17 protein-coding genes and 2 CRISPR repeat arrays are annotated in these 22,394 nt (G+C 69.0%); of the genes, 10 read left to right on the top strand and 7 right to left on the bottom strand.

The window, feature by feature from the left end:
• Window positions 1–148: 148 nt before the first annotated feature.
• From IEY82_RS17940 to IEY82_RS17915, 6 genes are read right to left on the bottom strand one after another with little or no spacing between them, the layout of a single operon-like run.
• Window positions 149–2,362, bottom strand: coding sequence for a TIGR03986 family type III CRISPR-associated RAMP protein (locus IEY82_RS17940; protein WP_189125292.1), 2,214 nt, complete (start codon window positions 2,360–2,362; stop codon window positions 149–151).
• The gene (gene csx19 / locus IEY82_RS17935) at window positions 2,362–2,910 is read right to left on the bottom strand and encodes a type III-D CRISPR-associated protein Csx19 (RefSeq protein WP_189125291.1); all 549 of its coding nucleotides are present in this window, start codon (window positions 2,908–2,910) and stop codon (window positions 2,362–2,364) included. Before csx19 ends, IEY82_RS17940 begins: the two co-directional genes overlap by 1 nt.
• Window positions 2,907–4,490, bottom strand: coding sequence for an RAMP superfamily CRISPR-associated protein (locus IEY82_RS17930; RefSeq protein WP_189125290.1), 1,584 nt, complete (start codon window positions 4,488–4,490; stop codon window positions 2,907–2,909). Before IEY82_RS17930 ends, csx19 begins: the two co-directional genes overlap by 4 nt.
• Window positions 4,487–6,751 carry an RAMP superfamily CRISPR-associated protein gene (locus IEY82_RS17925; protein WP_189125289.1) on the bottom strand — a complete coding sequence of 755 codons (2,265 nt, stop codon included), beginning with the start codon at window positions 6,749–6,751 and terminating at the stop codon, window positions 4,487–4,489. The genes IEY82_RS17930 and IEY82_RS17925 overlap by 4 nt, the downstream gene beginning before the upstream one ends.
• Window positions 6,748–8,331, bottom strand: coding sequence for a Cas10/Cmr2 second palm domain-containing protein (locus tag IEY82_RS17920; protein ID WP_189125288.1), 1,584 nt, complete (start codon window positions 8,329–8,331; stop codon window positions 6,748–6,750). The genes IEY82_RS17925 and IEY82_RS17920 overlap by 4 nt, the downstream gene beginning before the upstream one ends.
• Window positions 8,316–9,470, bottom strand: a complete 1,155-nt coding sequence (locus IEY82_RS17915) for a hypothetical protein (RefSeq protein ID WP_189125287.1) — start codon at window positions 9,468–9,470, stop codon at window positions 8,316–8,318. The genes IEY82_RS17920 and IEY82_RS17915 overlap by 16 nt, the downstream gene beginning before the upstream one ends.
• 165 nt (window positions 9,471–9,635) lie before the next feature.
• Between IEY82_RS17915 and IEY82_RS17910 the strand changes: the two genes are divergently transcribed.
• Both IEY82_RS17910 and IEY82_RS17905 read left to right on the top strand, forming a co-directional pair.
• Window positions 9,636–10,841, top strand: a complete 1,206-nt coding sequence (locus IEY82_RS17910; protein ID WP_189125286.1) for a helix-turn-helix domain-containing protein — start codon at window positions 9,636–9,638, stop codon at window positions 10,839–10,841.
• A gap of 64 nt (window positions 10,842–10,905) precedes the next feature.
• Window positions 10,906–11,169, top strand: coding sequence for a hypothetical protein (locus IEY82_RS17905; RefSeq protein ID WP_189125285.1), 264 nt, complete (start codon window positions 10,906–10,908; stop codon window positions 11,167–11,169).
• A gap of 959 nt (window positions 11,170–12,128) precedes the next feature.
• Here the strand turns inward: IEY82_RS17905 and IEY82_RS17900 are convergent.
• Window positions 12,129–12,320 carry a hypothetical protein gene (locus IEY82_RS17900; protein WP_189125284.1) on the bottom strand — a complete coding sequence of 64 codons (192 nt, stop codon included), beginning with the start codon at window positions 12,318–12,320 and terminating at the stop codon, window positions 12,129–12,131.
• Window positions 12,321–12,866: 546 nt separating this feature from the next.
• Window positions 12,867–13,557: a CRISPR direct-repeat array (repeat unit 30 nt; unit sequence GTCCTCATCGCCCCTACGAGGGGTCGCAAC).
• 312 nt (window positions 13,558–13,869) lie between these two features.
• On the opposite strand from IEY82_RS17900, the gene IEY82_RS17895 reads away from it, so the two are divergent.
• Genes IEY82_RS17895 through cas2 form a run of 8 tightly spaced genes read left to right on the top strand, consistent with a single transcriptional unit; the run spans window position 13,870 to window position 21,775 of the window.
• Window positions 13,870–14,598 (top strand): CRISPR-associated endoribonuclease Cas6, encoded by a 729-nt coding sequence (locus IEY82_RS17895; RefSeq protein WP_189125283.1) that lies wholly within the window; start codon window positions 13,870–13,872, stop codon window positions 14,596–14,598.
• Entirely contained in the window at window positions 14,595–15,998 is a 1,404-nt protein-coding gene (locus IEY82_RS17890; RefSeq protein WP_189125282.1) for a hypothetical protein, read from the top strand. Before IEY82_RS17895 ends, IEY82_RS17890 begins: the two co-directional genes overlap by 4 nt.
• A gap of 3 nt (window positions 15,999–16,001) precedes the next feature.
• A complete protein-coding gene (gene cas7i, locus IEY82_RS17885; protein WP_189125281.1) occupies window positions 16,002–17,036 on the top strand; it encodes a type I-B CRISPR-associated protein Cas7/Cst2/DevR in 1,035 nt (344 codons plus the stop codon).
• A complete protein-coding gene (gene cas5, locus IEY82_RS17880; RefSeq protein WP_189125280.1) occupies window positions 17,033–17,692 on the top strand; it encodes a CRISPR-associated protein Cas5 in 660 nt (219 codons plus the stop codon). The genes cas7i and cas5 overlap by 4 nt, the downstream gene beginning before the upstream one ends.
• 2 nt (window positions 17,693–17,694) lie before the next feature.
• Window positions 17,695–20,031: a CRISPR-associated helicase Cas3' gene (gene cas3 / locus IEY82_RS17875; RefSeq protein ID WP_189125279.1), complete on the top strand. Its 2,337-nt coding sequence runs from the start codon at window positions 17,695–17,697 to the stop codon at window positions 20,029–20,031.
• A complete protein-coding gene (locus IEY82_RS17870; protein ID WP_225262925.1) occupies window positions 20,028–20,525 on the top strand; it encodes a CRISPR-associated protein Cas4 in 498 nt (165 codons plus the stop codon). The genes cas3 and IEY82_RS17870 overlap by 4 nt, the downstream gene beginning before the upstream one ends.
• The gene (gene cas1b / locus IEY82_RS17865) at window positions 20,522–21,505 is read left to right on the top strand and encodes a type I-B CRISPR-associated endonuclease Cas1b (protein WP_225262923.1); all 984 of its coding nucleotides are present in this window, start codon (window positions 20,522–20,524) and stop codon (window positions 21,503–21,505) included. Before IEY82_RS17870 ends, cas1b begins: the two co-directional genes overlap by 4 nt.
• A 6-nt stretch (window positions 21,506–21,511) precedes the next feature.
• Window positions 21,512–21,775 (top strand): CRISPR-associated endonuclease Cas2, encoded by a 264-nt coding sequence (gene cas2 / locus IEY82_RS17860; RefSeq protein ID WP_189125278.1) that lies wholly within the window; start codon window positions 21,512–21,514, stop codon window positions 21,773–21,775.
• Between the two features lie 131 nt (window positions 21,776–21,906).
• A CRISPR array of direct repeats spans window positions 21,907–22,337; the repeat unit is 30 nt; unit sequence GTCCTCATCGCCCCTACGAGGGGTCGCAAC.
• Window positions 22,338–22,394: the final 57 nt, after the last annotated feature.

Below are 22,394 nucleotides of genomic sequence, written 5' to 3'. Positions count from 1 at the left end.
GGGCATCCGAGATCACCGCCGCCCACCGCGTGCACCAGAAGCACGCCCTCGGTCACGCTCACGACAAGGCCTTCCGAACGGCAGGCGGAATCGACCTGAATGACGTTAACGCACTATCGCAGTTCCCGTCGAAAAACTAAAAATGATGTCATTGACGCCGTTTCTTGGTAACACCAGAAGACCGGGCGGATTTATTGCGATTTGTCGATTTCCCTGTGCCACGTTGCTCTTCGCCCGCTTTGCCGTTCTTGTCGGGATACACGACGAGCGGATCCGCATCGACCGGGGCGGGCAGAGATCGTCCCCGTCCCGAGGCGACCTTTTCTCCTTCCACCCTCTCGTTCTCCGTGAACCAGGTGTAGTTCTGTCCGCGCGGGTCCGGAGGCGCGGGAATACCGCCAAGCAGCCGATCCGGACGCGTACGGGGATAATGCACCGGCAATTCAGGGTTGCCTCGCGCCGCCGCGAGAAGTGCCGTCCTGACCGTGGACAGCTCCTCGGAGCCCTCGATCAGCCGGACGAACTCCTCACGCACCCGCGCGAGGACCTCGGTCCCGTCCTCGTCGGGCAGAGACCCCGACAGCGAGCGGTAGTAGTCGGCGAACTGCTCGCCCGCGTGGAGCTCGGCCGTGTCGACATCGAGCCGTACGCTGCCGAACCCCAGCGGCCTGCCATAGCCCAGCCGGTGGAAGTGCCCGGCGGGCAGGCTGAGCAGCCAGGCGAGCGCGCCAAGCTCGACATCGTCGAGATCGCGGACCTCGACGGAGAACCGGAAGGTCGTCCCAGGGCGCACCCACCCCTTGATCGACCGGTTCTGCGTGTCGCGCTGCTCGACGTCCGTCGTCTGATAGCGCTTGCGATCAGGCGTGAGCGAACCGCTGTCGTCGAGCGAGCTGCGGGGACGGCGGAATTCGCGGTAGTGGCGACCGACCCGGACCTGAGTGGGATCGAGCTTGCCCTGTCCCTCGCTCCAGTGCTGCCGCCGGTCCAGCCCGGCATGGTGCCAGTAGACCTTGCGGCCCCGCAGTCCCCGCCCGGCCTGGTAGAGCTTCTCCTTGGGGGCCCCGCCAGGGATCGGGCGATCGGGCCGGTCCGCGGACTCCGCCAGGTAGAAACGTCCTTGCTGCGGCTTGGGCCCGCCGAGGATCGCGATCGGCAGGCCGTCTCCGTCGAATCTCTCCACGCTCTCGTCGGCGTCCTGGTCACAGACGACCGGACCGATGCGCAGCCTGCCGCGATAGGCCGCCGGCCGTACTCCGGAGCCTTGGGGGGCGACCCAGCCGAACACGCGATCCGCCGGTGAGAGCTCGTCGTAACAGGACGCCGGGGCCAGCGACCGGGGCAGGAGGTCCGCCGGAGCCACGGAGTGGAGATCACGCGGCACCAGCACGGGATAGAGCCGGTCGACCCGGCCGTTCACCAGGCGGGCGTAGCAGAGCCGGCCTCCCTTGAGCTCTTTCCGTTCCTTCTCGTACAGGTGCGGGCTCCAGGCGAGTCGGCCGGGAGTGTCGCCGAGGCGCGCGCTCGGCGCCACGACGGTGCCGTCCGGGCCCTTTCGCCCGAACAGCTCGGCGTCGTCATGCGCGCGCTCGTAGTTCTCGATCAGGATGTCCCATCGTGTTTCGATCTCGTTCCACGGCCTGGCGAGTTCGAGTTTCCGGGGCGCGTCGCCGTCCACGTAGAACAGCCGCTCGCAGGTCTTGCCGTCGATGTTGGGTCCGGTGACGAAGGCGAGACCCTCGACGACCCCTTCGCCGTTGCCCGGCCGGAGCACCTCCGGAGAGGACTTCCTCACGAACCGGACCACTTCGGTCGGTCCTCTGTTCCCGCCCTTGATGACGGCTCGGAGCCTTTCCAGATGCCGGGGAGCCTCCTGCCCGTCGCGAGGGTAGACGCTGTCGCCGCTCTTCTTCTCGTACATCCTGAGCGACGCCTGCTGGAACGCGTAACACACGCCCGAAGAGCCGACCAGAACGGGCACCATGCCCAGCGCGTAGCCAGCGTCCCGGCGGAAACCCAGCGGGACGTCGTGACCGTCGAACACGCCGAGCCGGGAGTTGGTCACGGCCTCGTACGCCGCGCGGAGCATGCCCTTGACCGAGGTGGCTGGCAGGTGCGGGCGGCCGTCCCGGAGCCGCACCGGGAAGACCTCATGCCCGTCTCCGGGGAGACGGTCCGCTCTGGCCGTGTCGAGGAGCAGCAGCGGCGTCTCCGCAGTCACCGTGACCTCGATACGGCCGGTCCAGCAGCCCGGACGCAGCCGGGCGCGGGAAGGCGGCGGCCCGTCCTGCAGTGGTTGCGGCAGGCGTTCCCTCGGGAACGCCTGGATGAACGTGTAGGGATTGAGGAACTCGTCGGCCATCACGCGGCCCCTTCCGCTGCGTAGGGCTCGAAGCTGATCAGCCGTTCCTCGGCTACGTAGGCGTTGCCGTGGCCGGGGTCGGCGACGACGTACTCGCGGGCGACGAGCCGCACGCGGTCCGCGCGCGGCTCTGACGCCATGGGGACCGTGAGGGTGCCGACGCGGGCGGAGGCGAGGCTGGTCCAGCCCGCGTCGGAGGCCGTCACGGAGCCCCAGACGAGGTAGCCGGCGTCCATGGTGCCGATCGCAGGCAGCGGATCCACCGCCTCCCCGAACGACTCCGGCAGCAGGCTCGCGTCCTCCGTGAGGAGCACCGCATATCCGGACTCGACCCAGCGCAGCTCCACGTCGGCGGTGAAGGCTCGCGCCTCGTAGACGACGGACAGGTCTGCCGGGCCGGACGAGGTCACGCACGCGCGGCCCTCGACCCGGGCCACGCGATACGCCGAAGGAGTGGTGAGCAAGGCGCATCCGCCGTCCATGCCCGCGGCTTCCAGCGCCTCCGGCAGCGTGCTTCCGGAGACGGCCGCGCCGTACAGGGTCGTCATGACACCTCCTGTGCCAGGTAGTCCGTCCAAGCTCGGGCGATGGTGGAGATCTCGGGCCCGTTCAGCACGTCCGCCAGCTCGATCTGCTCGTGCCATGGCCCGCCGGAAAGGGTGATCCCGCTGACCTCGATGTCGCCGAACCCTCTGTTGACCGCGGCCCCGACTGGGACGCGCCCGGCGGCCAGATCGCGCAGGGTCAGCAGGAGCAGGGCCAGGGCGTGGTCCCGCTCGTCGCCCAGCCGGGTGAGGTCGATCGAGAGCCTGATGGGCTCCCACCGCACCGAGTGCGGCTCCAGCACGCTGAACAGGCGGCCGTCCGCCGCGCCGCCGGTCCATCGGTCGAGTGCGACGTGATCGGCCTGGGCCAGGCCGTGGTCGTCCAGCCTCTCTCGGACCGCTCGCGGCAGTGACCCCTCACGCTCGTCCGGCGCGGCGAGCGCGGCGTCGGCTCCGGTGGCGGACAACCAGAGGGACTCGGGAATGGTGACCAGCGAGTCGCATTCCTCGACGCGCAGGGCTCCCGCCCGCCGGTCCTTGACGTCGTCTCGTGCCGCGCCGAACAGAGCCCGTACGGCGCGCAGCTGGTCGAGCTGGGCCCGGAACGCGATGCTGTGCTCGCTGGCGGACGCACCGCGCGCCGCCTGTGGCGCGGTGATGCCCCGCGCGGTGCGCTCCACGAATTCGGCGTGGCCACGTAGCGCCCCCTTCAGCGAACTTCCTGCCAGAACAAGGGTCAGATGGCGGTCGTCGACCCGCGTGGTGAGTGGCAGCGTGTCGACGGTCAGCCCGCTCGCCGTCGCCCTGACCATGACCGGTGCCAGCGGCTTCCAGCCGATCTGGATGTCGAGGAGTTCCCGGCGGGGCGGCAGTTCAGGATCGGCCGTTCCAAGGGACGTCAGGGATCGCGCGCGTGTCGCGTCATCACGCAGGACGGCCAGCAGTCCCGCCGGTGAGTCGAACCGGTCCACCACCAGGTCGAGGCAGTCGTCCAGGAGCCGTACGACGCCGAGGCCCCGGCCGGTGGCGGCGCCGAGCCGGATCTCCCCCGCCGCCAGCGCGGTGAGCAACGCCCGCATCCTGGCCTCGTCCAGAGCCGGAGACTCAGCCGACTCGACGTCGATCTCCAGCCGCAGGTAGTGCCCGGCGGGCACGACCTGCCTGCCGTAGAGGATTTCCGGAGCCGCCGCGCCCGTGGTCCTGTCGATGCCCACCGAGCTCCGGACCTCCAACTGGGCCACGCTGAGCGGGCTGGCCGGAAGGCCGCGTTCGTCGAGCCGACGATCGGAGGTCACCAGGGCGTCTGCGACGATCACCCGACTGGCCCGGCCACCGTCTCCCCTGGCCGCGGCGAACCCCCAGAGCTCGTCCAGCGCGTCCGGCCCCGCACCGCGCGACCAGTCGCGCAGCACCCCGGCCAAGGTCGTTCCCGGCACGTATGGACGGTTCAGGCCGTCCACGGCAAGCGGCAACGGTTCGGCGGGGCCCGTGCCAAGGCCGCCGACGTGCAACGGCGACTCGGTGCGGAGCCAGCCGCGTGCCCGGACCCGGCTCGTAACACGCCGTCCTGTCCAGGGAGTCATGTCCCGCTCCTTTCCGCTATCGCGCGGCCGTGCGCCGCCAGGCAGGCGGTGAGCAGCACGCGCACGGCCTCGTCACGCAGCTCCGCCCGCAGCGAAGCCACCCCGTCGCCGGTCACGGTCAGCCTGTGTTCGGGCAGAGCGAGCCGGGCCCAGACCGATCCGGGTTCGGCGAACAGGGCACGCAGGCTCTCCTCCTGCTCGGCCGGCCAGGACCTGCGGCCCTTCGGGGGCCGGACGAGCCGTTCCAGGCGGTGCAGGCTCCGATCCATCGAGGGCTCCCCCACCACCTCGCGCAGCCCGTTCAGCTGGGTGGGGGTCACCTCGGCGGGCAGGAGCTCCGCTCGGCGGGCAGGGTCGGCCATGATGCCCTCGCACACGCGGTGGATCTCGGCCCGCCACGCCGCACGCTCGAAGATCCGCGCCTCGGCATGCCCTTCCTCACCGGGGCCGAGCGGGTCGGCGTCCGTGACGTCCGGCCCGGCGGCCAGGTGTCCCCCGACCGGTCCGGCGCTTCGGAGGAGCAGGTCGTGGTCGATCTCGATCTGGCCGAACCCTTCGCCTCGGCGCTCCCCCACCCCCGCGGCTCGCACCTCGTCCAGCGCTTCGGCGGTAACCGGCTCACCGGACGCCGCGAAGGTCAGGCAGCTCCCGGCGGCCAGCCCGTACAGGGTGGGGCGCGGCAGCCTCCAGCCCCGATGCCAGCTCTCGGTCCGGTGCGTGCCGATCGCGCCCTCGTCGGGCGCGGTCAGCGGGGTCAGGGTCACGCCACGCGTGCCTCCTCGGTTGAGAGCCTGTTCCAGCGCCCTGGCGACATCGCGGAGGTCGGTGCTCGGCCGCAGTCTGGTGTCCCGGACCAGCAGCTCCGACAGCAGCCACACCCGGATCGTGCTTCCCGCCGCTGAGGCGCGGACGGCGGCGCTGACCGGGCGCGCGTCCACCCGTGCCTGGCCGTAGTCGTCCTTGGCGGACCGGCCGAGTCGCCATCGTCCGGCCAGTCTCTTCTCCCAGCCGGATTCCAGCAGGCCGGACCGGACCCGGACCTCGGCGCGGAGCACGGTGCCGGCGGCGAGAGCGCGATAGATGTAGACGCCGCCGACCTCGCGGCTCGGCCGCTGGATCTCGTCGTGGACGGTGTTGTGCATACGCAGGGTGAAGTCCGTGCCGACTACCGCGCCCGCTTCCTCCCCATCCGGTACGACGTGCCCTTCTCGAAATGACTTGCCATGGTTCGTAGATCCCACCAGCCGGTTGCCGGTGATGACCTTCTTGTTACCCTTGGCGTGCGTGAAGACCTTGGGCATGGGCAGCGTCCGCGTTGCTCCCACCGACTGCGGGGTGGCTGCCGTGACCAGGAGGTCGCCGGTACGGACGAGAGCGTGGGCCACTCCCCCGAGCCGCCTGGCCACCTCCGGCATCAGGCACCAGCCCGGCAGGAACCCCGCCCCTCGGACCAGGTTGCCCTGGACGGTCGCCGCCGCGAGGACGGGCTGCTCCACCGTGATGACCAGTTCCGCCCGCTCCCAGCCGCTCGCGGCCGGTGCGGGTGCGGGCAGCGGACGATCCGCCACGCCGTACGGCACGGACGACGGAGGACGCGGAACGTCCGATCCTGAGAACACCGCGAAGTCAGGCGAGATCCCCCGTAGCGTCAGCCGGCAGCGCCCGGATCCCCGGCGCCGCCTGCCACCGATGCCTTCCAGGAGCCGTGCCCCGGCCGCCAGCAGGGTGACGGCGGCGTCCTGCTGGGTTCGCTCCAGCTCGTCGAAGCCCCGGATCTGGGCCTCGCCCGTCAGCGTCAGCCCGGCGCGGGCCATCTCGTCGAACCGGAGCTTTCCCGGCTCAGCGGTGCCCGTGCGTGGGTCGATCGCAACGCCCGGCTTGCGGAACGTCGCCGCCCAGGCCACCTGAGGGCGAGCCTTCAGCAGATCGGGAAGCCGTCCCGGGAGTTGTAGTGGCCCGTCGAGGAGCAGGGCCGCGGGCCGTACGGGCCGGCTGTCCTGGTCGTGATACTGGCCGCCGAACAGGAAATTCAGCCAGTCGTGCCACACACCGGCGGGTCCGCTGTCCAGCGCGTGCGCCACCAACTCACAGGAGTCGCGCCATACCCCGATCAGCGTCTTGGCCGGGACGACCGGCGCGGCGGGCGCCGAGCCGGCGTCTCCGCCGTCCCGCTGCACGAGCCGGTCGGCGTAGCCGGGGACACCGGTTCCGGTGCCGACTCTCCAGTCGCTGACCATGAAGAGGTCCAGCTTGATGTTCATCTCCCCCCTTCCTTGACGGGCAGGAACGACAGCGCCGCCATCGCGTCCATGAGCCCCGTCACCGTTCTCTCCTCGTCGCCGGACCGGTCGGTCCACACCAGTTGACCCGGATCCCCCTCCAGCTCGGCCAACGCGTCCAGGCGGGCGCGGTCTCCGGCGAACCGCGTGCGCAGCAGCGCGAACCGGGCCCGCGCCACCTCCGCCCCAAGACACAGTCCTTCACGCAGGTCGTGTACGGCACCGCGCGGGATGAGCAGCTCGCCCGACACCGGGTCGGTGCGCCGTAGCGCCTCGACCCGGCGCAGGAGATCCGCCCAGCGCCGGCGCTCCGCCCGTGGTCCGTCCGCGCCCTGCCCCACCAGATACGGCGAAGCCGAAGCGGCGGAACCACCCGCCAGCGTGGCCGAGCGCCGGATCCTGGACAGGTCGGGAGCCGAACTCTCGAACAGGACGGTGAACGCCAGCGCCGACCCCCATTCCTTGACCCGCTTCGCCTCCACCGAGATCAGCTCCTCGGCCAGGTCGTAGGCGAATCTGAACGGGTAGTTCCGCTTCACGATGGCCACACCTGCGGCTGCGCCGAGCGACGGGCGTTCCAGTCTGTGGAGCATGGGGCGAAGCGAGACGTCGTTCGCCGTCTCCTCCTCGAACGCCTCCAGGTAGTGCCGGGTGAACGGCAGCGCCGAGGCGCCCTCGCACACGACGGTCAGGTCGTCGCCACCGAGCACGAGCGGCAGCACCGGGGGCCTGCCGCTCACGGTGACGGCCTCCGGTTCGCGGGCGGTCCGGTCGAGCGCCACCCGGAACGCCCTCCGCGCGCAGGCGTCGACCCCACGAGACAGCGTGCGCAGCGCGTCCGCGTACGCCTGGTCTCCGTCCACCAGGCTGCCAAGGGTGCGGAAGAGGTCGCCGAAACCGTTGCCGTCGGCGTGGACCACGGCCACCCAGTCGGCCTCCAGCCCCAGCCTGTCGACGATTTCTCGCATCGTGGAACGATCGGTCTCCGCGTCGCCGGCCAGCCGGTCGAGCGCGGCCGGGAAGTGCCTCAGCTTGGCCATCGACGCAGCGGACCGGGTCCTGAAGGGCTCGTCCCTTCCTTCGCGGTGCAGCGCCTGCGCGGGCAGGCCGGTGGAGGCGCAGTCTTCGGCCAGCGGCAGCCGCAGGAACCTCGCCTGCGGTCCCGGCCTGGCCTCGCGCACGGCCGCGAGCTCCGTGCGCGCCTTGGTCATACCGATCCCGTTCACGGGTTCCGGCGTCGCGACCACCACCCCGCAGACGTGCAGACCAGGTGCCTCTGCCAGCGCTCTGTGCGTCACCTCCGTCACCAGGCGCCGGCCCGCGTCTCTGTTCCTGACCAGCGCGGTTATCGTGCCCGCACCCGCGGTCAGCAGCTCGGCGTCATGACCGTCCCCGACACGCCAGGACGGCTCGAACCCCGGGAACACGGACGCCATCGCCTCGTCCGCCCAGGCACCGTTGACCCGGGCGATCAGGTCGGACGCGCCGACGATCTCCTGCCGCTTGCCGGAGGAGAAAATGTAGCGCTGGTTGCCCGCCGTGCCGATCATGACGACGTACATGGCTCTCCTTGCTCGTACGGGTGCGGGACCGGCGTGATCGTGTGGCCCATCAGCCAGCCCAGCGCGAACACGACGCTGGCCGGCGCGGCGACGAACAACCGGACGCGCAGGCCAGCGAGCTGCGGGCGCGCGGCAACCCACTCCAGCCACGCGGAGTGGACATACCGAACGATCAGCTCGAAGTCAGCGGTCGTCTCCGGAATGTTGGCCGGCACACCGTCGATGACCAGAGCGGCCCGGCACCGCTCCTGCCGCAACTCGACGTCCAGGCACCCCTCCGCCGCCGCCCGCAGCGCCTCGGCCACCATTCGCGGATTCTCCGCGAGGTGCACCACGAGCGCGACCGCCTCACCGTCGGCCGCCCCGGGGAACTCCGGCTCCTCGACCACCCGGGCGATCTTCGCCGCGCGCACGGCCTCCGCCGGGCTGAGCGGGTCCTTCAACCGGCCGCTGATCCGTACCGCAGGGAAGAAATCCGACTCCGCGAGCTCGGCCCGCTGCGGCAGGACAAAAGGCACGGCCGGCTCGTCCTCCCCCGTGACTGTCCGCTCTCGCGCGGGGAACGCGGCGACTCCGTGAAGTCTTCGATGGACGTTGAACTTGAACATCGCCCCCAGCTCGAAGGCATCAGGCAGCGCGGCGTTGACGTACAGGGAGATCGGCGTCGAGGGGTCAGCCTCGGACAGCTCGGTGAGCCGCGCGTTCACCAGCTCGTAGGCGAGCTCCAGGGTGTCCTTTCGCGCCTCGCGCGCCGCCTTCCTGGCTCTCATGTCGTCGTCCGGCCGCGCACCCTCGACGTCCCGCCGCACCACGAAGCACGAGTCGTGGTGCCGTCTGGCGTGCGCGACGGCCGCGGCGCTCCACTGTTCGCTCCACGAGGCTCGCCAGTTCTTCCTCGGCAGCGCTATAACGATGCCGACGCCCTTGCTGCGCTGCTGCCACAGGTTGATGCCCGCGAACACAGCGGCGGCGACCACGCACAGCACGGTCAGGAACGCCCGCTGGTCGCCCAGCCAGCTCTTGATCACATCGGGTACGGTCCCCGCCGCGACCGCCGCCGCCACACCCGCCAGAGCCGCCACCGTCCACCGCGACGCCCCTTCCACGACCACCTTCGCCCGGCCTCGTGAACGCCCCATCCAGCCACCTCTTCGTTGTCTCCGGCCTTCACCTCCTACAGATGGACGAAGTCCTCTGCTGGGTGGAGCCGGCGGCCAAAGGCGCGTTATTCGCCGACCCCTCGAACACGGATGGCCCCGAGCCATACCCTGAGGTTGCGACATCACCAGGAGGTGCGGAGCCCTATGCGCGAGACCAGCACCGGACACATGGTCAGGCTTCAGCGCGAGCTGCGGGGCATGAGCACCACGGCGCTCGCCACCCAGGCCGGTTGCACGTCACGCCACATCGAGCTGATCGAGCAGGGCCGCCGGACCCCCTCCCTGCCCCTGCTGCGTGAGATCGCCAAGGTGCTCGGCGTGCGCACGGCCGTGCTGCTCGGCGAACCCCCCAGAGACTCCCACGAGCGGGGCCGCCCACAGATCAGGGACATCGAGCGGGCCATCTTCTCCTACCGCAGCCTGCCCTTCGACGCGGAGCCGCCGGACATCGAGCAACTCGCCGAACGCGTCGCCACAGCCCGGAGCACGTGGCTGACCTCGCCCAACAAGTACACGATCCTCATGCGGGCGCTCCCAGCCCTGATCATCGACGCGGAGCAACTGCTCTCGCAGGCCGACGGCCACCCGGACGAGCGCCGCGCCGCCGCCCAGGTGGCGGCTGAGGCGTACACGGTGGCCCGCGGCGTACTCAAGAGTCTGGGGCGGACGGACCTCCAGCACATGGCCGCGGATCGCGCCATGCGGTACGCGGAGGAAACCGAAGATCCGTTGCTGATCGCGTGGTCACAGCGGAACCTCAGCGCTTCGATGCTCACCGATGACATGCACGAGGTCGCCGAGGAAGTTGCGCTGCGCAGTATCGAGATCTTCTCGCCTTACGTGCCGGACGGCGACGAGCGGCACCGCAGCATCCTGGGCAGCCTGCACCTCATGGCCGCGCTGTCGGTCGCACGCCGCGGCGACTACGCGCACGCGCGCGAGCTGGTCCGCGGCCCGGCCCGCACGCTCGCACTCACCGTCAGGGACGAGTCCAACCACTTCGGGCTCGCGTTCGGCCCGACGAACGTGATGATCCATATGACGTCCGTAGAGCACGAAGCCCGCGAGCCTGCGGCGGCCATCCGCGTCGCCGACGAGATCGACGTCCGGAAGGTGCCGTCCATTGAACGGCGGACCACCCACCTGGGACAGGTCGCCCGCGCGTGCGAGGACCTGGGTGACGACGCGGCCAGTCTGGTCTACCTCATGCGCATCGAACGCGAGTGTCCGGAGGAGCTCGACCACACGCCTCTGCTGCGTGACATGATCCACGCCCTCGCCCAGCGCGCCAGGCCCTCCTGGGCACCCGAAGTGCGATACCTGGCCGAGCGTCACCGGATCGCGGTCTAGCGAACTCAGAGTTCGCGGCGAACTGTTCGGAGCGGCATGGCCGACTGGTGGCAGCCTTCCGGTCATGACCTTCGTGAGCGGCAGCAACCTCGACGGCTTCTTCGAGTGGAAGGCGGTCGGCGGGGCCGGAGACGGCGCATGCGGAGTGACCGACGATCCGGCGCGTGCGGCTCAACACCTCAAGGCTGCCCTCAAGCGGCTCGGGACCGGCGCATCCGGGCAGGTCGGCGTGGTCCATCTCGACCGGTTCGCCAGGAACCCCGCGTACGTCTACGGGAGGGTCCTCGTCCGTGTCGGCCACGAAGCGGTGGATGTGGACCAGCCATGAGCCCCCGGAGAGCGGGACCGTCACTCTCACGGGACCGAGATCCACACCGCTGTCTTGACCAACTCACGGTCGGCACCCAGAAACGTCCGGCAGTCCACCACCTGATGCCGGACCAGCCCCGCCCATCCGATCGGGCGGGTAGCCAGACCCCCGGCGATGGTAGTCATGTCCCTCCGCCGGGATGCAGGGCCCATGCCTGGCCGCTGGGCCCGAGTCCGGAAGGTCCGCTCCGGGCGATCTGCCGGGCCCCGCGCACCGCCTGACGCGGGGCCCGGCCAGACTCCCCGGCCGTGTGACGCAGACTGCGGACCGGGGCCAGGGCACGGCGGCGGAAGCAACTTCCCAGGCAACCGCCGCCGTGCCTTTTTGCAGAGGCGATGAGAACAACTTCCCGGCCAGGTCAGCGACCACGTCCCGGTCGTGTTGCAACCCCTCGTAGGGGCGATGAGGACAGGCCGCCGGGATCGCCACACAGTGCGGCCCGCCCCCCGAGCCGCCCGCCTCGGCCGAGTGGACGCAGCAGTGCTGCAGATACAGCGGCGCGGGCGGCTGGTACGAGCCCGTCGAGGTCGAGACGCCCAGCGGCGGGAAGGTCGTCACCCAGAAGTTGGTGAACTGCCGGCCGTGCGGCGGGACTGGACGGGTGCCGAAGTAGTCACTTCCGGTTGAGGATACGCGCCCCGAACCGGACGTGGTGAACTCTGCCGTCGCAGGCCCGGCATTTGCCGAACGCGCCCTTGAATGTGGTGGAGTGTGACTCTTTCGACCGGTTGCACGTCTTGCACTTCATGTAGGGGTGGTAGTGGCACGACAACAGGTAGACGCCGATGGCGATGAATGTGATAACGAGAGCTGGATGCATTCCGTCAGTGTGCACAGACAGTGACGTTACCGTCACGTAAATCTCGACACAGAGGCATCGCTATGTGCATTCGGAAGGTAACGGTACGTTCATTCGGTTACAGGATGTGGGCGTCCAGATACTCCTGGACAGGCGGGAAGAACGAGAACGGCACCAGCTCCGCCACCCTGGCCCGGTCGCACCACTCGACCTCGGCGAACTCGTCGGCGACGTGTGCGACGCCCTCGCACACCACGTAGATCATGTGGCGGCCGGTCGCCGGATGGATACGGTCGCCCAACGTCTTCACCGCGGCGATGAGGACCTGCGATGTGCTGCGTGACCACGTCTCGTCCTGGATCTAGCTGCGACCCCTCGTAGGGGTGATGAGGACATGAACTGGTCGCCTTTTACACCGCCCGTCTCGAGTTGCGACCCCTCACAGGGGCGATGAGGACGCGTACGGATTCCTGCGCGGGATCTACCTCCAGATGTTGCGACCCCTCACAGGGGCGATGAGGACCGTCTCAAGGGGGGCGCCGGTCTCGGGGTCCATGCCAAGTTGCGACCCCTCACAGGGGCGATGAGGACTGGCGCATTTCCGTGATCTGCTGGTTCACGCTCGGTTGCGACCCCTCACAGGGGCGATGAGGACACCGCGCCGACGCCCACCGCCAAGAGCAGGGCTTCCGGTTGCGACCCCTCACAGGGGCGATGAGGACCCGCAAACGCTGGCCAGGTGGTTCACGTACAAGCAGCTAGTTGCGACCCCTCACAGGGGCGATGAGGACGGGCGACTGACCGCCCCTGCTCTCGCGTGGGCCGGGTTGCGACCCCTCACAGGGGCGATGAGGACGTCCTCATCGCCCCTACGAGGGGTCGCAACATCCATTTCGGCACGCGTCGGGCCATACCGTGAAGTCCTCATCGCCCCTACGAGGGGTCGCAACAAGATCGTCATCGGCAACATGCTGATGGAAATCTGGTCCTCATCGCCCCTACGAGGGGTCGCAACGTCGGCGTCGTACGGCCAGTCGGTGTCGAGCTCAGGCGTCCTCATCGCCCCTACGAGGGGTCGCAACATCCATTTCGGCACGCGTCGGGCCATACCGTGAAGTCCTCATCGCCCCTACGAGGGGTCGCAACGCGAGCGCGGCCAAGTCTCCGGCGTCGACCGCGGTGTCCTCATCGCCCCTACGAGGGGTCGCAACCGCTTCCACTTGCCTGCGACGAAGGCGTTGCGGGTCGTCCTCATCGCCCCTACGAGGGGTCGCAACGCGGCGAGCTGGATCTGGCCGATGGTGTGCGGCATGGTCCTCATCGCCCCTACGAGGGGTCGCAACACTCCGAGATCACCCTCACCCTCTTGACCGGCTGCCCGTCCTCATCGCCCCTACGAGGGGTCGCAACGCTGTGTACCGCACGACGCCCCGGTGTGTCACCTCGACGTCCTCATCGCCCCTACGAGGGGTCGCAACGCGCCAACTGCCTCGTGATGTACGCCCTGCTCCTGACGAGTCCTCATCGCCCCTGTGAGGGGTCGCAACCCCTCGTAGGGGCGATGAGGACCCCACGGTAAAGCCGCAGGTCAAGCCGTACGAATCTGGTGGCTGGAGACTCGGTTTTGCAGTGAACCTCCGGTTGTGCAGAAACTCCGGGAGGTTCGCTGCAAAACCATGATCACCAAGGGCAGCGATGACGTCCTGGACGCAGGGTAGCCCGCGAATCGCCTTCACGGCCACCATCCGGCGGTTTCTCCGTCGCCTTGGCGTTGACCTGCACGGACACGCAGCCCAGCAAGCCGCTTGAGTCTTCGTCCATCTGTGTCGGGTGAAGGGCCGAACCGGCGGGAGGAAGCAGTGAGGTTGCGGATCGAGGTCACCACGGCGGCGACCGAACTCGCGTGGGCGAAGGTGCTGGCACCAGGCCGGTCGTTGGCGTACGACCTGCTGGCGCACACGGCACCCGAGCTTGGACGGGAGTTGCATCATCGGGGTACGGGACCGCACGGCATGGTGCCGCTGGGGCATGGAGCACCGGTGTTCCCCAGGGCCGTGCGACGGCGGGGAGCATACGCGGCAGGTGGACGGGGCTACGTGGAGCTCGGCAGCCCGCGGTTCGAGGTGCTGACCGCGCTGGCTCAGGGGGTCAAGCAGCGGGAGTTGCTCGACTGGGGTGGGGCGGCCTTCCGGGTGTTGAAGGCGGCCATCGTCGAGCATCCCGGTTTCGGGTCGGGCCGGGGACGGTTCCGGACGGTTACGCCCGTGGTCATGAAAGGGACTGGTCGCGATGACAGCGGGACCCGGACCACCCGGCAGGCCTGGCTGATGCCGGCCGACCCGGAGTTCCCGGTGTTCTTCCAGCGCAATCTGCGGCGGAAGGCGGAGACGCTCGGGCTGGACCCGGAGGTGTATCTGACGGCGATCACGTGGATCGGTTCCAAGAGGTCGTTCACCGTCGGCCAGGGAGCCAAGCCAGGAGCGCCCGTCGAGGTCGAGCTCACCGGGCCGCCCGAGACGCTGCAGGCGATCTGGAGTTGGGGTCTGGGACAGGCCAACGCCGCCGGTTTCGGCTGGGTGGCGGGATGAGCGAAGCTCATCGGCTCAGGCTGACGGCGCACCCCCTGCAGCGGGTCGGCGCCTACGCCATGGTGTTCCTCGGCAAGGCGTCGACCGTCGAGAGTCTCACGCCGGACGGCTTCGAGACTGCGGTCGAGACGGTCACCCGGGACGCTGTGACCGCCGCCCTCGTGCGTGACACGAAGAGCGACCGGGGCTTCTGGCTCAAGGCCAGCATGTCCTTCTTCCCGAACTCGAAGATGAGCCATCACAGCAACGCGAAGAAGAACGACGACACCGTACGCGACGCCGTCCGGGAATGGCGCCGATGCCCGGAGCCCGCAACCTGGCCTGACGCGCCGTGCGTGCTGTGCGGGCGGGAAGCGGTGGGCTACTACGGCAAGGTCGACGTGCCCCTGGCCGAGAGCGATCTCTACCGGAACAACACGCCGCGCGGGCACGCCGGGATGGCGCTGTGCTGGCCGTGCCTCTGTAGTTTCTACGCCCTGCCGTACGGCTGCCGTCTGACCGGCGGGCCGTCCACCGTCCTGCACAGCTGGGACGAGAGATTCATGGCCCGGACGCTTTCGCGGCGAGTGGAGCGTAACCGGCAGCTGATCGCCTTGGGCAAGGCCGATCCCCACAAGGTGCTCTCGAACGAGGTGATGGCCCTCCAGGCGTTGCGGCACCACGAGGACAGGCTGACCGCCGGCGTGGAGTTGCTGGTCTTCAGTAACAACAACCGCGGCCAGACGCTGGAGATCCAGTCGCTTGAGCAGCCGTTGGCCGAATGGCTGCGGCGATCGGCCCGGCCGCCTCTCAGACGCGGGTTTCCGGCGCTGTTGCGCGCCCACGCGACGGCGGACCGTCCGGGCGTGCTCGGGCTGGCGCGCAACGCCTTCCGGGCGCCAGAGCAGATCGCCCGTGCGTGTGGCCGCTATCTGACCGCGCAGCTGGACCGGGCCGTGATCCGTGCGGACACCGCCGAACTGGCCGAGCTGTGCTTCTCCTTCGTGATCGAGGTGATGCGGATGAACCAGAACGAGATCGACGAGATCAAGGCCGCCGGAGCGCAGGTGGCCTCGTGGTTGAACGCGGAGAACTCCGCAGGGCGGCTCCGGGCGTTCAACGCGACGCTGAAGGAGCCGCGTCGGATGCGGCACTGGCTCATGCGCCGCAACATCGACGCCCTGCTGGACCAGGACAGCGGGATCGACGGCCCGCTGATCACCGAGCACCAGTTCCGGCTGCTCTTCGACCCCGAGGTGGAGCAGGCGTGGTTCCATCGGCAACTGCTCATCGTCGCGGCGCTTCAGCGACTGCACGAGCTGGGGTTCAAGCCCGCGGACCGGGCGGAGGTCGCCGCCGCGATGGCGGATGAGGAGAAGGAGCATCCGGAGGACATGGACTACCTGAAAGGCGATGAGTGAGAGATGAGCTACCTGGTGGGAAAGGTCGTCCTCGATGTGGTGGCCGGAGCGCCGAACAACGGTCTCGGTGAGGACAACGTCGCCACGGTGAAGCAACTGCGGGTCGGCCGTGACATCCATCCGTACGTGTCGGCGCAGGCGTTCCGCCGCTGGCTGCGGGACTCCCTGCCTGCCTCGGAACCGGTCTCTCCGGTGGTGCGGTCGGGCAGTGGCCAGAAGCAGCAGGCGTACACGCACGGCCGTCCAGACCGCTATCTGGACGACGACCTGTTCGGCTACATGGTCGCGGTGAAGGGCGACAAGACCAAGACATGTCAGAGGGACACGGTCCTGGCCACGGGGACGTTCGTGTCGGTCGCTCCGCGCCGCCCGGAGCGGGACTTCGGGACGATGAGCCGTGGCTTCGCCGCCGGCGAGAACCCGGTGCTGCACGGTCACGAGTTCTACAGCGCCGAGCTGGCCGGTGACGTTCTGCTCGACCTGGCTCGCATCGGGGTCTTCGAGATCGACGGCGCAGGATTGAAGATCGCCCTGCCGGAGCCCGCCGCCAAGGAGGCAGCTGACAACGGCGCGGAGCCGGTCGCCTTTCGCGGCTGTTCCGCGCTGCGGCTAACGATCGAGGAGAGACGCCGCAGGGCCGCTCTGCTGCTCCGCACGCTGACCGCCGTACGGGGTGGTGCCAAGAGGTCGATGCACTACGGCGACCGGACCCCGGCGCTCATCCTCCTCGCACCGGTGAAAGGCGGGATCAATCCGTTCACCCGCGTGCTCGGTGTCCGGGGCGATCGTGCGCTGTTCGACGCGGGCGTGCTGCGTGCGGAGATCGAGGCATGGGCCGACGAGCTCGACGGGCCGGTGCTGCTGGGCTGGGCGCCGGGTTTCCTCGGCGAACAGCGAGAGCGCGCCCAGGCCGAGCTCGCCGATCTGATCAGCGCCGGAAGCTTGCTCATCGACCATCCGCGGGTGCTGTTCGGCGCTCTGGCCGAGCAGATCGAGCGGGGTGAGCGGGACACCTGGTTCGAGGATCCGAAGGCATGACCACGACCGAGGCGCTGAAGGTGACGGTGACCGCGCCGATCGTCTCCTTCCGCAATCCGTTGTATGCGGGGGTCCAGGTGGCATTGCCGTGCCCTCCCCCGGCGACCGTGGGCGGCGTGCTCGCGGCGGCGGCCGGGGGCTGGAATGCCGTCAACGTGGAGACGCGGTTCGCCATGGCCTTTCACGCGCGTGGCAAGGGGGTCGATCTGGAGACCTACCATCCGCTGGACGCCACCGGGAAGAAAGCCGATCCGACGCCGCGCGAACGCGAGTTTCTGGCCGACGTCACGCTCACGGTGTGGCTCACCGAGGAGGTCGCCTTCTGGGAACGCAGGTTGCGCAGGCCGGTGTGGCCGTTGCGGCTGGGAAGGAGCCAGGACCTGGTCGGGTTGACGACCCGCCGCGTGACGCTGCGTGCCGGCCCCGGCTGCCAAGGCGACGCGGTGCTTCCCGAAGGTCTCGCGCCTGTCGCCGCCGGAACGCTGCTGCGCTTGCCGACCGCCGTGTCACTCAACCGTCATCGGACCCGGTGGGATGGCTACCACTTCGACGCCTCGGGCCGGAATGACGTGGTGGTCGACTCCGGCTGGGCCGACGAGGACGGCAGAGTGGTGGCCCCTCTGCCGCAGGTGCATCCCGGTCTGGTGGAGGGGTGACCGTGGAACTGCGCGAGATGCTCGCCAAGAGCAGCCCGGAGGAGAGTCTCACCGCTCATCTGTCGGCGACGCTGGACGGGGCTCTCGCGCTGCGGCGGCGCGTAGGTGAGATCTCCTTCGTGGATCAGGTCACCGGGGGGCGCTTCTGGGCGGCGGTGTGTCTGGCCGCGCTCTGTCACGATGCCGGGAAGATCCCGGACGGCTTCCAGAACATGCTCAAGGGCCTGGTCAGATCGTGGGGAGAACGGCACGAGATCGTCTCGCTCGGCTTCCTGCCGGGGCTTGTCACCGACGAACGGCTGCTGATGTGGGTCGCCACCGGTGTGGCCACTCACCACCGCTCGCTGGAAGGTGGGCGTGGTCCGCTCATCAAGGCGTACGGCGGAGCTTCCGACGAGGAGTGGCGCAGCCGCTTGCGGCCGGTCCCGGAGAACGTCGCCGTCGAGCTCACCGGTTGGCTCGCGCGGACGGCGAGGGAAGCGGGCTTACCGATCACGGCCCACGTTCCGGGAGAAGTGGACGTGATCGGGGAGGCGAGGCGGGTGTTCAGCGAGCTGTTGGACGCCTGGGAGCTTCCGGTTCCGCCGGATGAAGGGCTCGTGGCTGTTCTGCTGCAGGGCGCTGTCACCCTGGCGGACCATGTCTCGTCAGCCCACGGCACGCTGCACACGCGCCAGCCCGTCGGCGCCGGGTTCCGGCCGTTGCTGGAGCAGGTGTTCGCGGGAAGGGGGCAGGTGCTCCGCCCGCATCAGACCGAGGCGGCGTCGGTACGCGGTCACCTGCTGCTACGTGCTCCCACTGGTTCAGGGAAGACCGAGGGCGGGCTCCTTTGGGCGGCGACGCAGGCGGCTGAGATCACCCACCGGACGGGCGGTGTGCCGAGAGTGTTCTTCACCCTGCCTTATCTGGCCTCCATCAACGCCATGGCCGTACGACTCGGCTCTCTTCTGGGCGACGACACGCTGGTGGGAGTGATGCACTCGCGGGCCGCTTCGTACCACCTCGCGGCGGCGATCTGCCCGGAGGACGGGGACGACGAGCAGGCCGTGGCCGCGCGGAAGGCCGTTTCGCGGGCTGCGGCCACCCGGTTGTTCCGGGAGACCGTGCGGGTCGGCACGCCGTACCAGATCCTCCGGGGCGTGCTGGCCGGTCCGGCTCATTCGAGCACCGTGATCGACGCGGCGAACTCGGTGTTCGTGCTGGACGAGTTGCACGCCTACGATCCCCGACGGCTCGGTTACATCCTTGCCGCCGCCCGGCTGTGGGAACGGCTCGGCGGGCGCGTCGCCGTACTGTCGGCCACACTCCCTGACGCGCTGGCCCGCCTGTTCCGGCAGGTGCTCGACCACGACGTCCGGTTGGTCGAGGCGTCCACCTCGGGCACCCCGCCCCGGCACCGGCTCGGTCTGCGGGAGCACCGGCTGACCGATCCGGAGTCGATCGGGGAGATCAAGCGCAGGTTGGCGGGCGGCGAGTCGGTGCTCGTGGTGGCCAACAACGTGGCGGACGCCCAGGGGTTGTTCGCCGAGTTGGCACCGGTCACCGACGTTGCCTTCCTGCTGCACTCACGGTTCCGCCGGATGGACCGCTCCGCTCTGGAGCAGGTCATCGGTGAGCGCTTCGGTGTCGGGCGGCCCCGTCAGCTGGGGCTGGTGGTCGCCACCCAGGTCGTCGAGGTGAGCCTGGACGTGGACTTCGACTGTCTCTTCACGTCGGCGGCGCCTCTGGAAGCTCTGCTGCAACGGTTCGGCCGGGTCAACCGGATCGGTTCGAGGCCACCTGCCGATGTGGTCGTGCACGCGGCCTCCTTCGCGCCCCGGCGCAAGGGGGGCGAGGAGTACGCCGACGGCGTCTACCCCCGGCCCGCCGTGGATCTGGGCTGGCACATCCTGACCCGCCATGACGGCAAGGAGGTCGATGAGGCGGACGCCCGGCTGTGGCTCGACGAGGTGTACGGCAGCGCATGGGGTCAGGAATGGTACGACGACGTGCTGAGACACCAACAGGAGTTCACGGAGGCCTTCCTCGGCTTCGCCCACCCCTTCGTGAGCCGCGACGAGCTCACCGAGCGCTTCGACGAGCTGTTCGACGGCACGGAGGCCGTTCTGGAGCGGGATCGCGATGCCTACGAAGCCGACTTGACGACGGGCCATAAAGCAGCCGGGCGTCTGCTCGCCGAGCGTTACCTGATCCCGATGCCGCACTGGGCCGCGCCCCTCACCACGTGGGAGAAAAGGCTCGGGGTGCGGGTCGTCGACGCGGACTACGATGAGCGGCTCGGTCTCGGCGAGATCCATGGCCGCGCCTTCCAGAACTACCAGGCGGGTGAGGTGCTGTGATCGGCGCGGAAGACGTCGGCGGAGTGCACGTAAAGTACCTCTACCACTGCCGCCGCCAGCTCTGGCTGTACGCGCGCGGGTTCCGCCCCGAGCATCTCAGCGCCGCCGTACAGCTGGGCGAAGCGGTCCACGAAACCTCCTATACGCGCACTTCGCCGGTCGATCTGGGCGCCGCCAAGCTCGACCACCTCGACGGCGCGGCCTGGGTCCACGAGGTCAAGTCGTCGTCCAAGCCCACGAAGGCCGACGAGGCCCAGGCCATGCACTACTGCTACCGATTGCACGCCGTGGGCATCGCCGCCCAGGGCGGGATCCTGCACTACCCGAAAACCCGCCGCACCCGGCGCCTGCCGTACACCGCCGAGGCGGCGAAGCAGGCCGAGACCGATATCGAGGAGGTGCTGACCGTGATCTCCGCGGACAGCTCACCGCCGCTCCTCAGCAGGTCGGCCTGCCGAGGGTGCTCCTTTGCCGACTACTGCTGGAACGAATGATGCCTACAGCCGCCCGAACCTACTGGCTCACTACTCCTTGCCGGATCCGGCGCAAGGATCAGTCACTGCGCATCGAGCGGGCCGACGGCTCGCCCGTGCACATCCCCATCACCGACGTCCGCGACATCGTCGCGTGCGAGCCGGTGGACATCAACACCGCAGTGATCAGTCTGCTCAACCAGCACCGCATCAACGTTCACTTCCTCAGCCACTACGGCGACTACGCCGGTTCGCTGCTGACCTCCGAAACCAGCACCTCCGGCCAGACCGTCATCGCCCAGACCCGGATAGCCGAGGACTCCGCGGCCTCCCTGAACATCGCCCGCGCGATCGTGGTCAGCGCGGCAACGAACGTGCGACGGGTGATCGACCGCAAACTGCTGACCCGGCCCATGGCGGTGCTGGAAACCTCCGTCACCGAGGCGTCCACGCGTGAGGAGCTCATGGGCGCCGAAGGCATCTTCAGGCGAGCGGCCTGGGCCGTCCTCGACACCCGGCTGCCCGACTGGCTACGGCTCGACGGCCGCAGCCGCCGTCCGCCGCGCAACGCCGGCAACGCGTTCATCAGCTATGTCAACGGGATCATTTATGCCCGGTTGCTGTCAGCGATCCGGCTCACGCCGCTGCACTCGGGCGTGGCCTTCCTGCACAGCACGATGGAACGGCAGCGTCACTCCCTCGTCCTCGACCTGGCCGAGGTGTTCAAGCCGCTGTTCGCCGAACGGCTCCTGCTCCGGCTCTCTGGGCGAGGCCAGCTCAAGCCAGCCCATTTCGACGTCGATGTCAACCAGGCCATGCTGTCCGAGCCGGGCCGCAAGCTGGTGGTGCAGACCGTGCGGGACGAGTTGGCGGTGACGATCCAGCATCGCGCTCTGGGCCGCAACGTGGCGTATGACGAGCTGCTGTACCTCGAAGCCCTGCAGCTCACCCGTACCTGCTTGGAGGGGACGCCGTACAAGCCCTTCAAGATCTGGTGGTGAGGTCACGTGTACGTGGTCGTGGTCTACGACACCCTGGCCAAGCGCAACGCCGCCATCCTGCGACTGTGCCGCCAGTACCTTCACCACGTGCAACGGAGCGTCTTCGAAGGCGCGCTGAGCCCTGCCCAGCTACGGCGGTTTCACCACGAGGTCGAGAGCGTGATCGACGCCGGCTACGACAGTGTGCTCGTCTTCACCTTCCCTCCCGGCACGACACCCGAACGCCAGGAATGGGGCATCGCCCAACCCGCTCCCAGCGATATCCTGTGACCGGCACCCAGCATCTTGATCATGAAATTTGCAGCAGACCTCCCGGGTTTTCAGTACAACCGGAGGTTCACTGCAAAAACCTCATCCGACGGCCCGAACATCACACTTCTGACCTGCGGCTTTACCGTGGGGTCCTCATCGCCCCTACGAGGGGTCGCAACGAGGTGCCGAACGTGACGTTCGTGCACACGCTGTGGTCCTCATCGCCCCTACGAGGGGTCGCAACATCTGGACCTCCTGCCACGGCGTGGCCCTGCCCAGTCCTCATCGCCCCTACGAGGGGTCGCAACTAGAAGACTGCCGCGCCTACGCGCGGTTTGCTCCCCCGTCCTCATCGCCCCTACGAGGGGTCGCAACGTGTCGAGCCCTGCCAGGTTGAGGGACAGGATCGGGAGTCCTCATCGCCCCTACGAGGGGTCGCAACGAATAGATCGTGTCCTCATGGCCACGGACCACGATCGTGTCCTCATCGCCCCTACGAGGGGTCGCAACCGCATGAGCGCGTTCAGCGCGCCGACGACTTCCAGGCCATGTCCTCATCGCCCCTACGAGGGGTCGCAACATGTCGCCAATGATCTTCGCCAGCTTGGCGCGGGTGTCCTCATCGCCCCTACGAGGG

Source organism: Nonomuraea cavernae (assembly GCF_014646355.1).
Taxonomy (GTDB): domain Bacteria; phylum Actinomycetota; class Actinomycetes; order Streptosporangiales; family Streptosporangiaceae; genus Nonomuraea; species Nonomuraea cavernae.
This window is presented reverse-complemented; position numbering and strand designations above follow the sequence as displayed.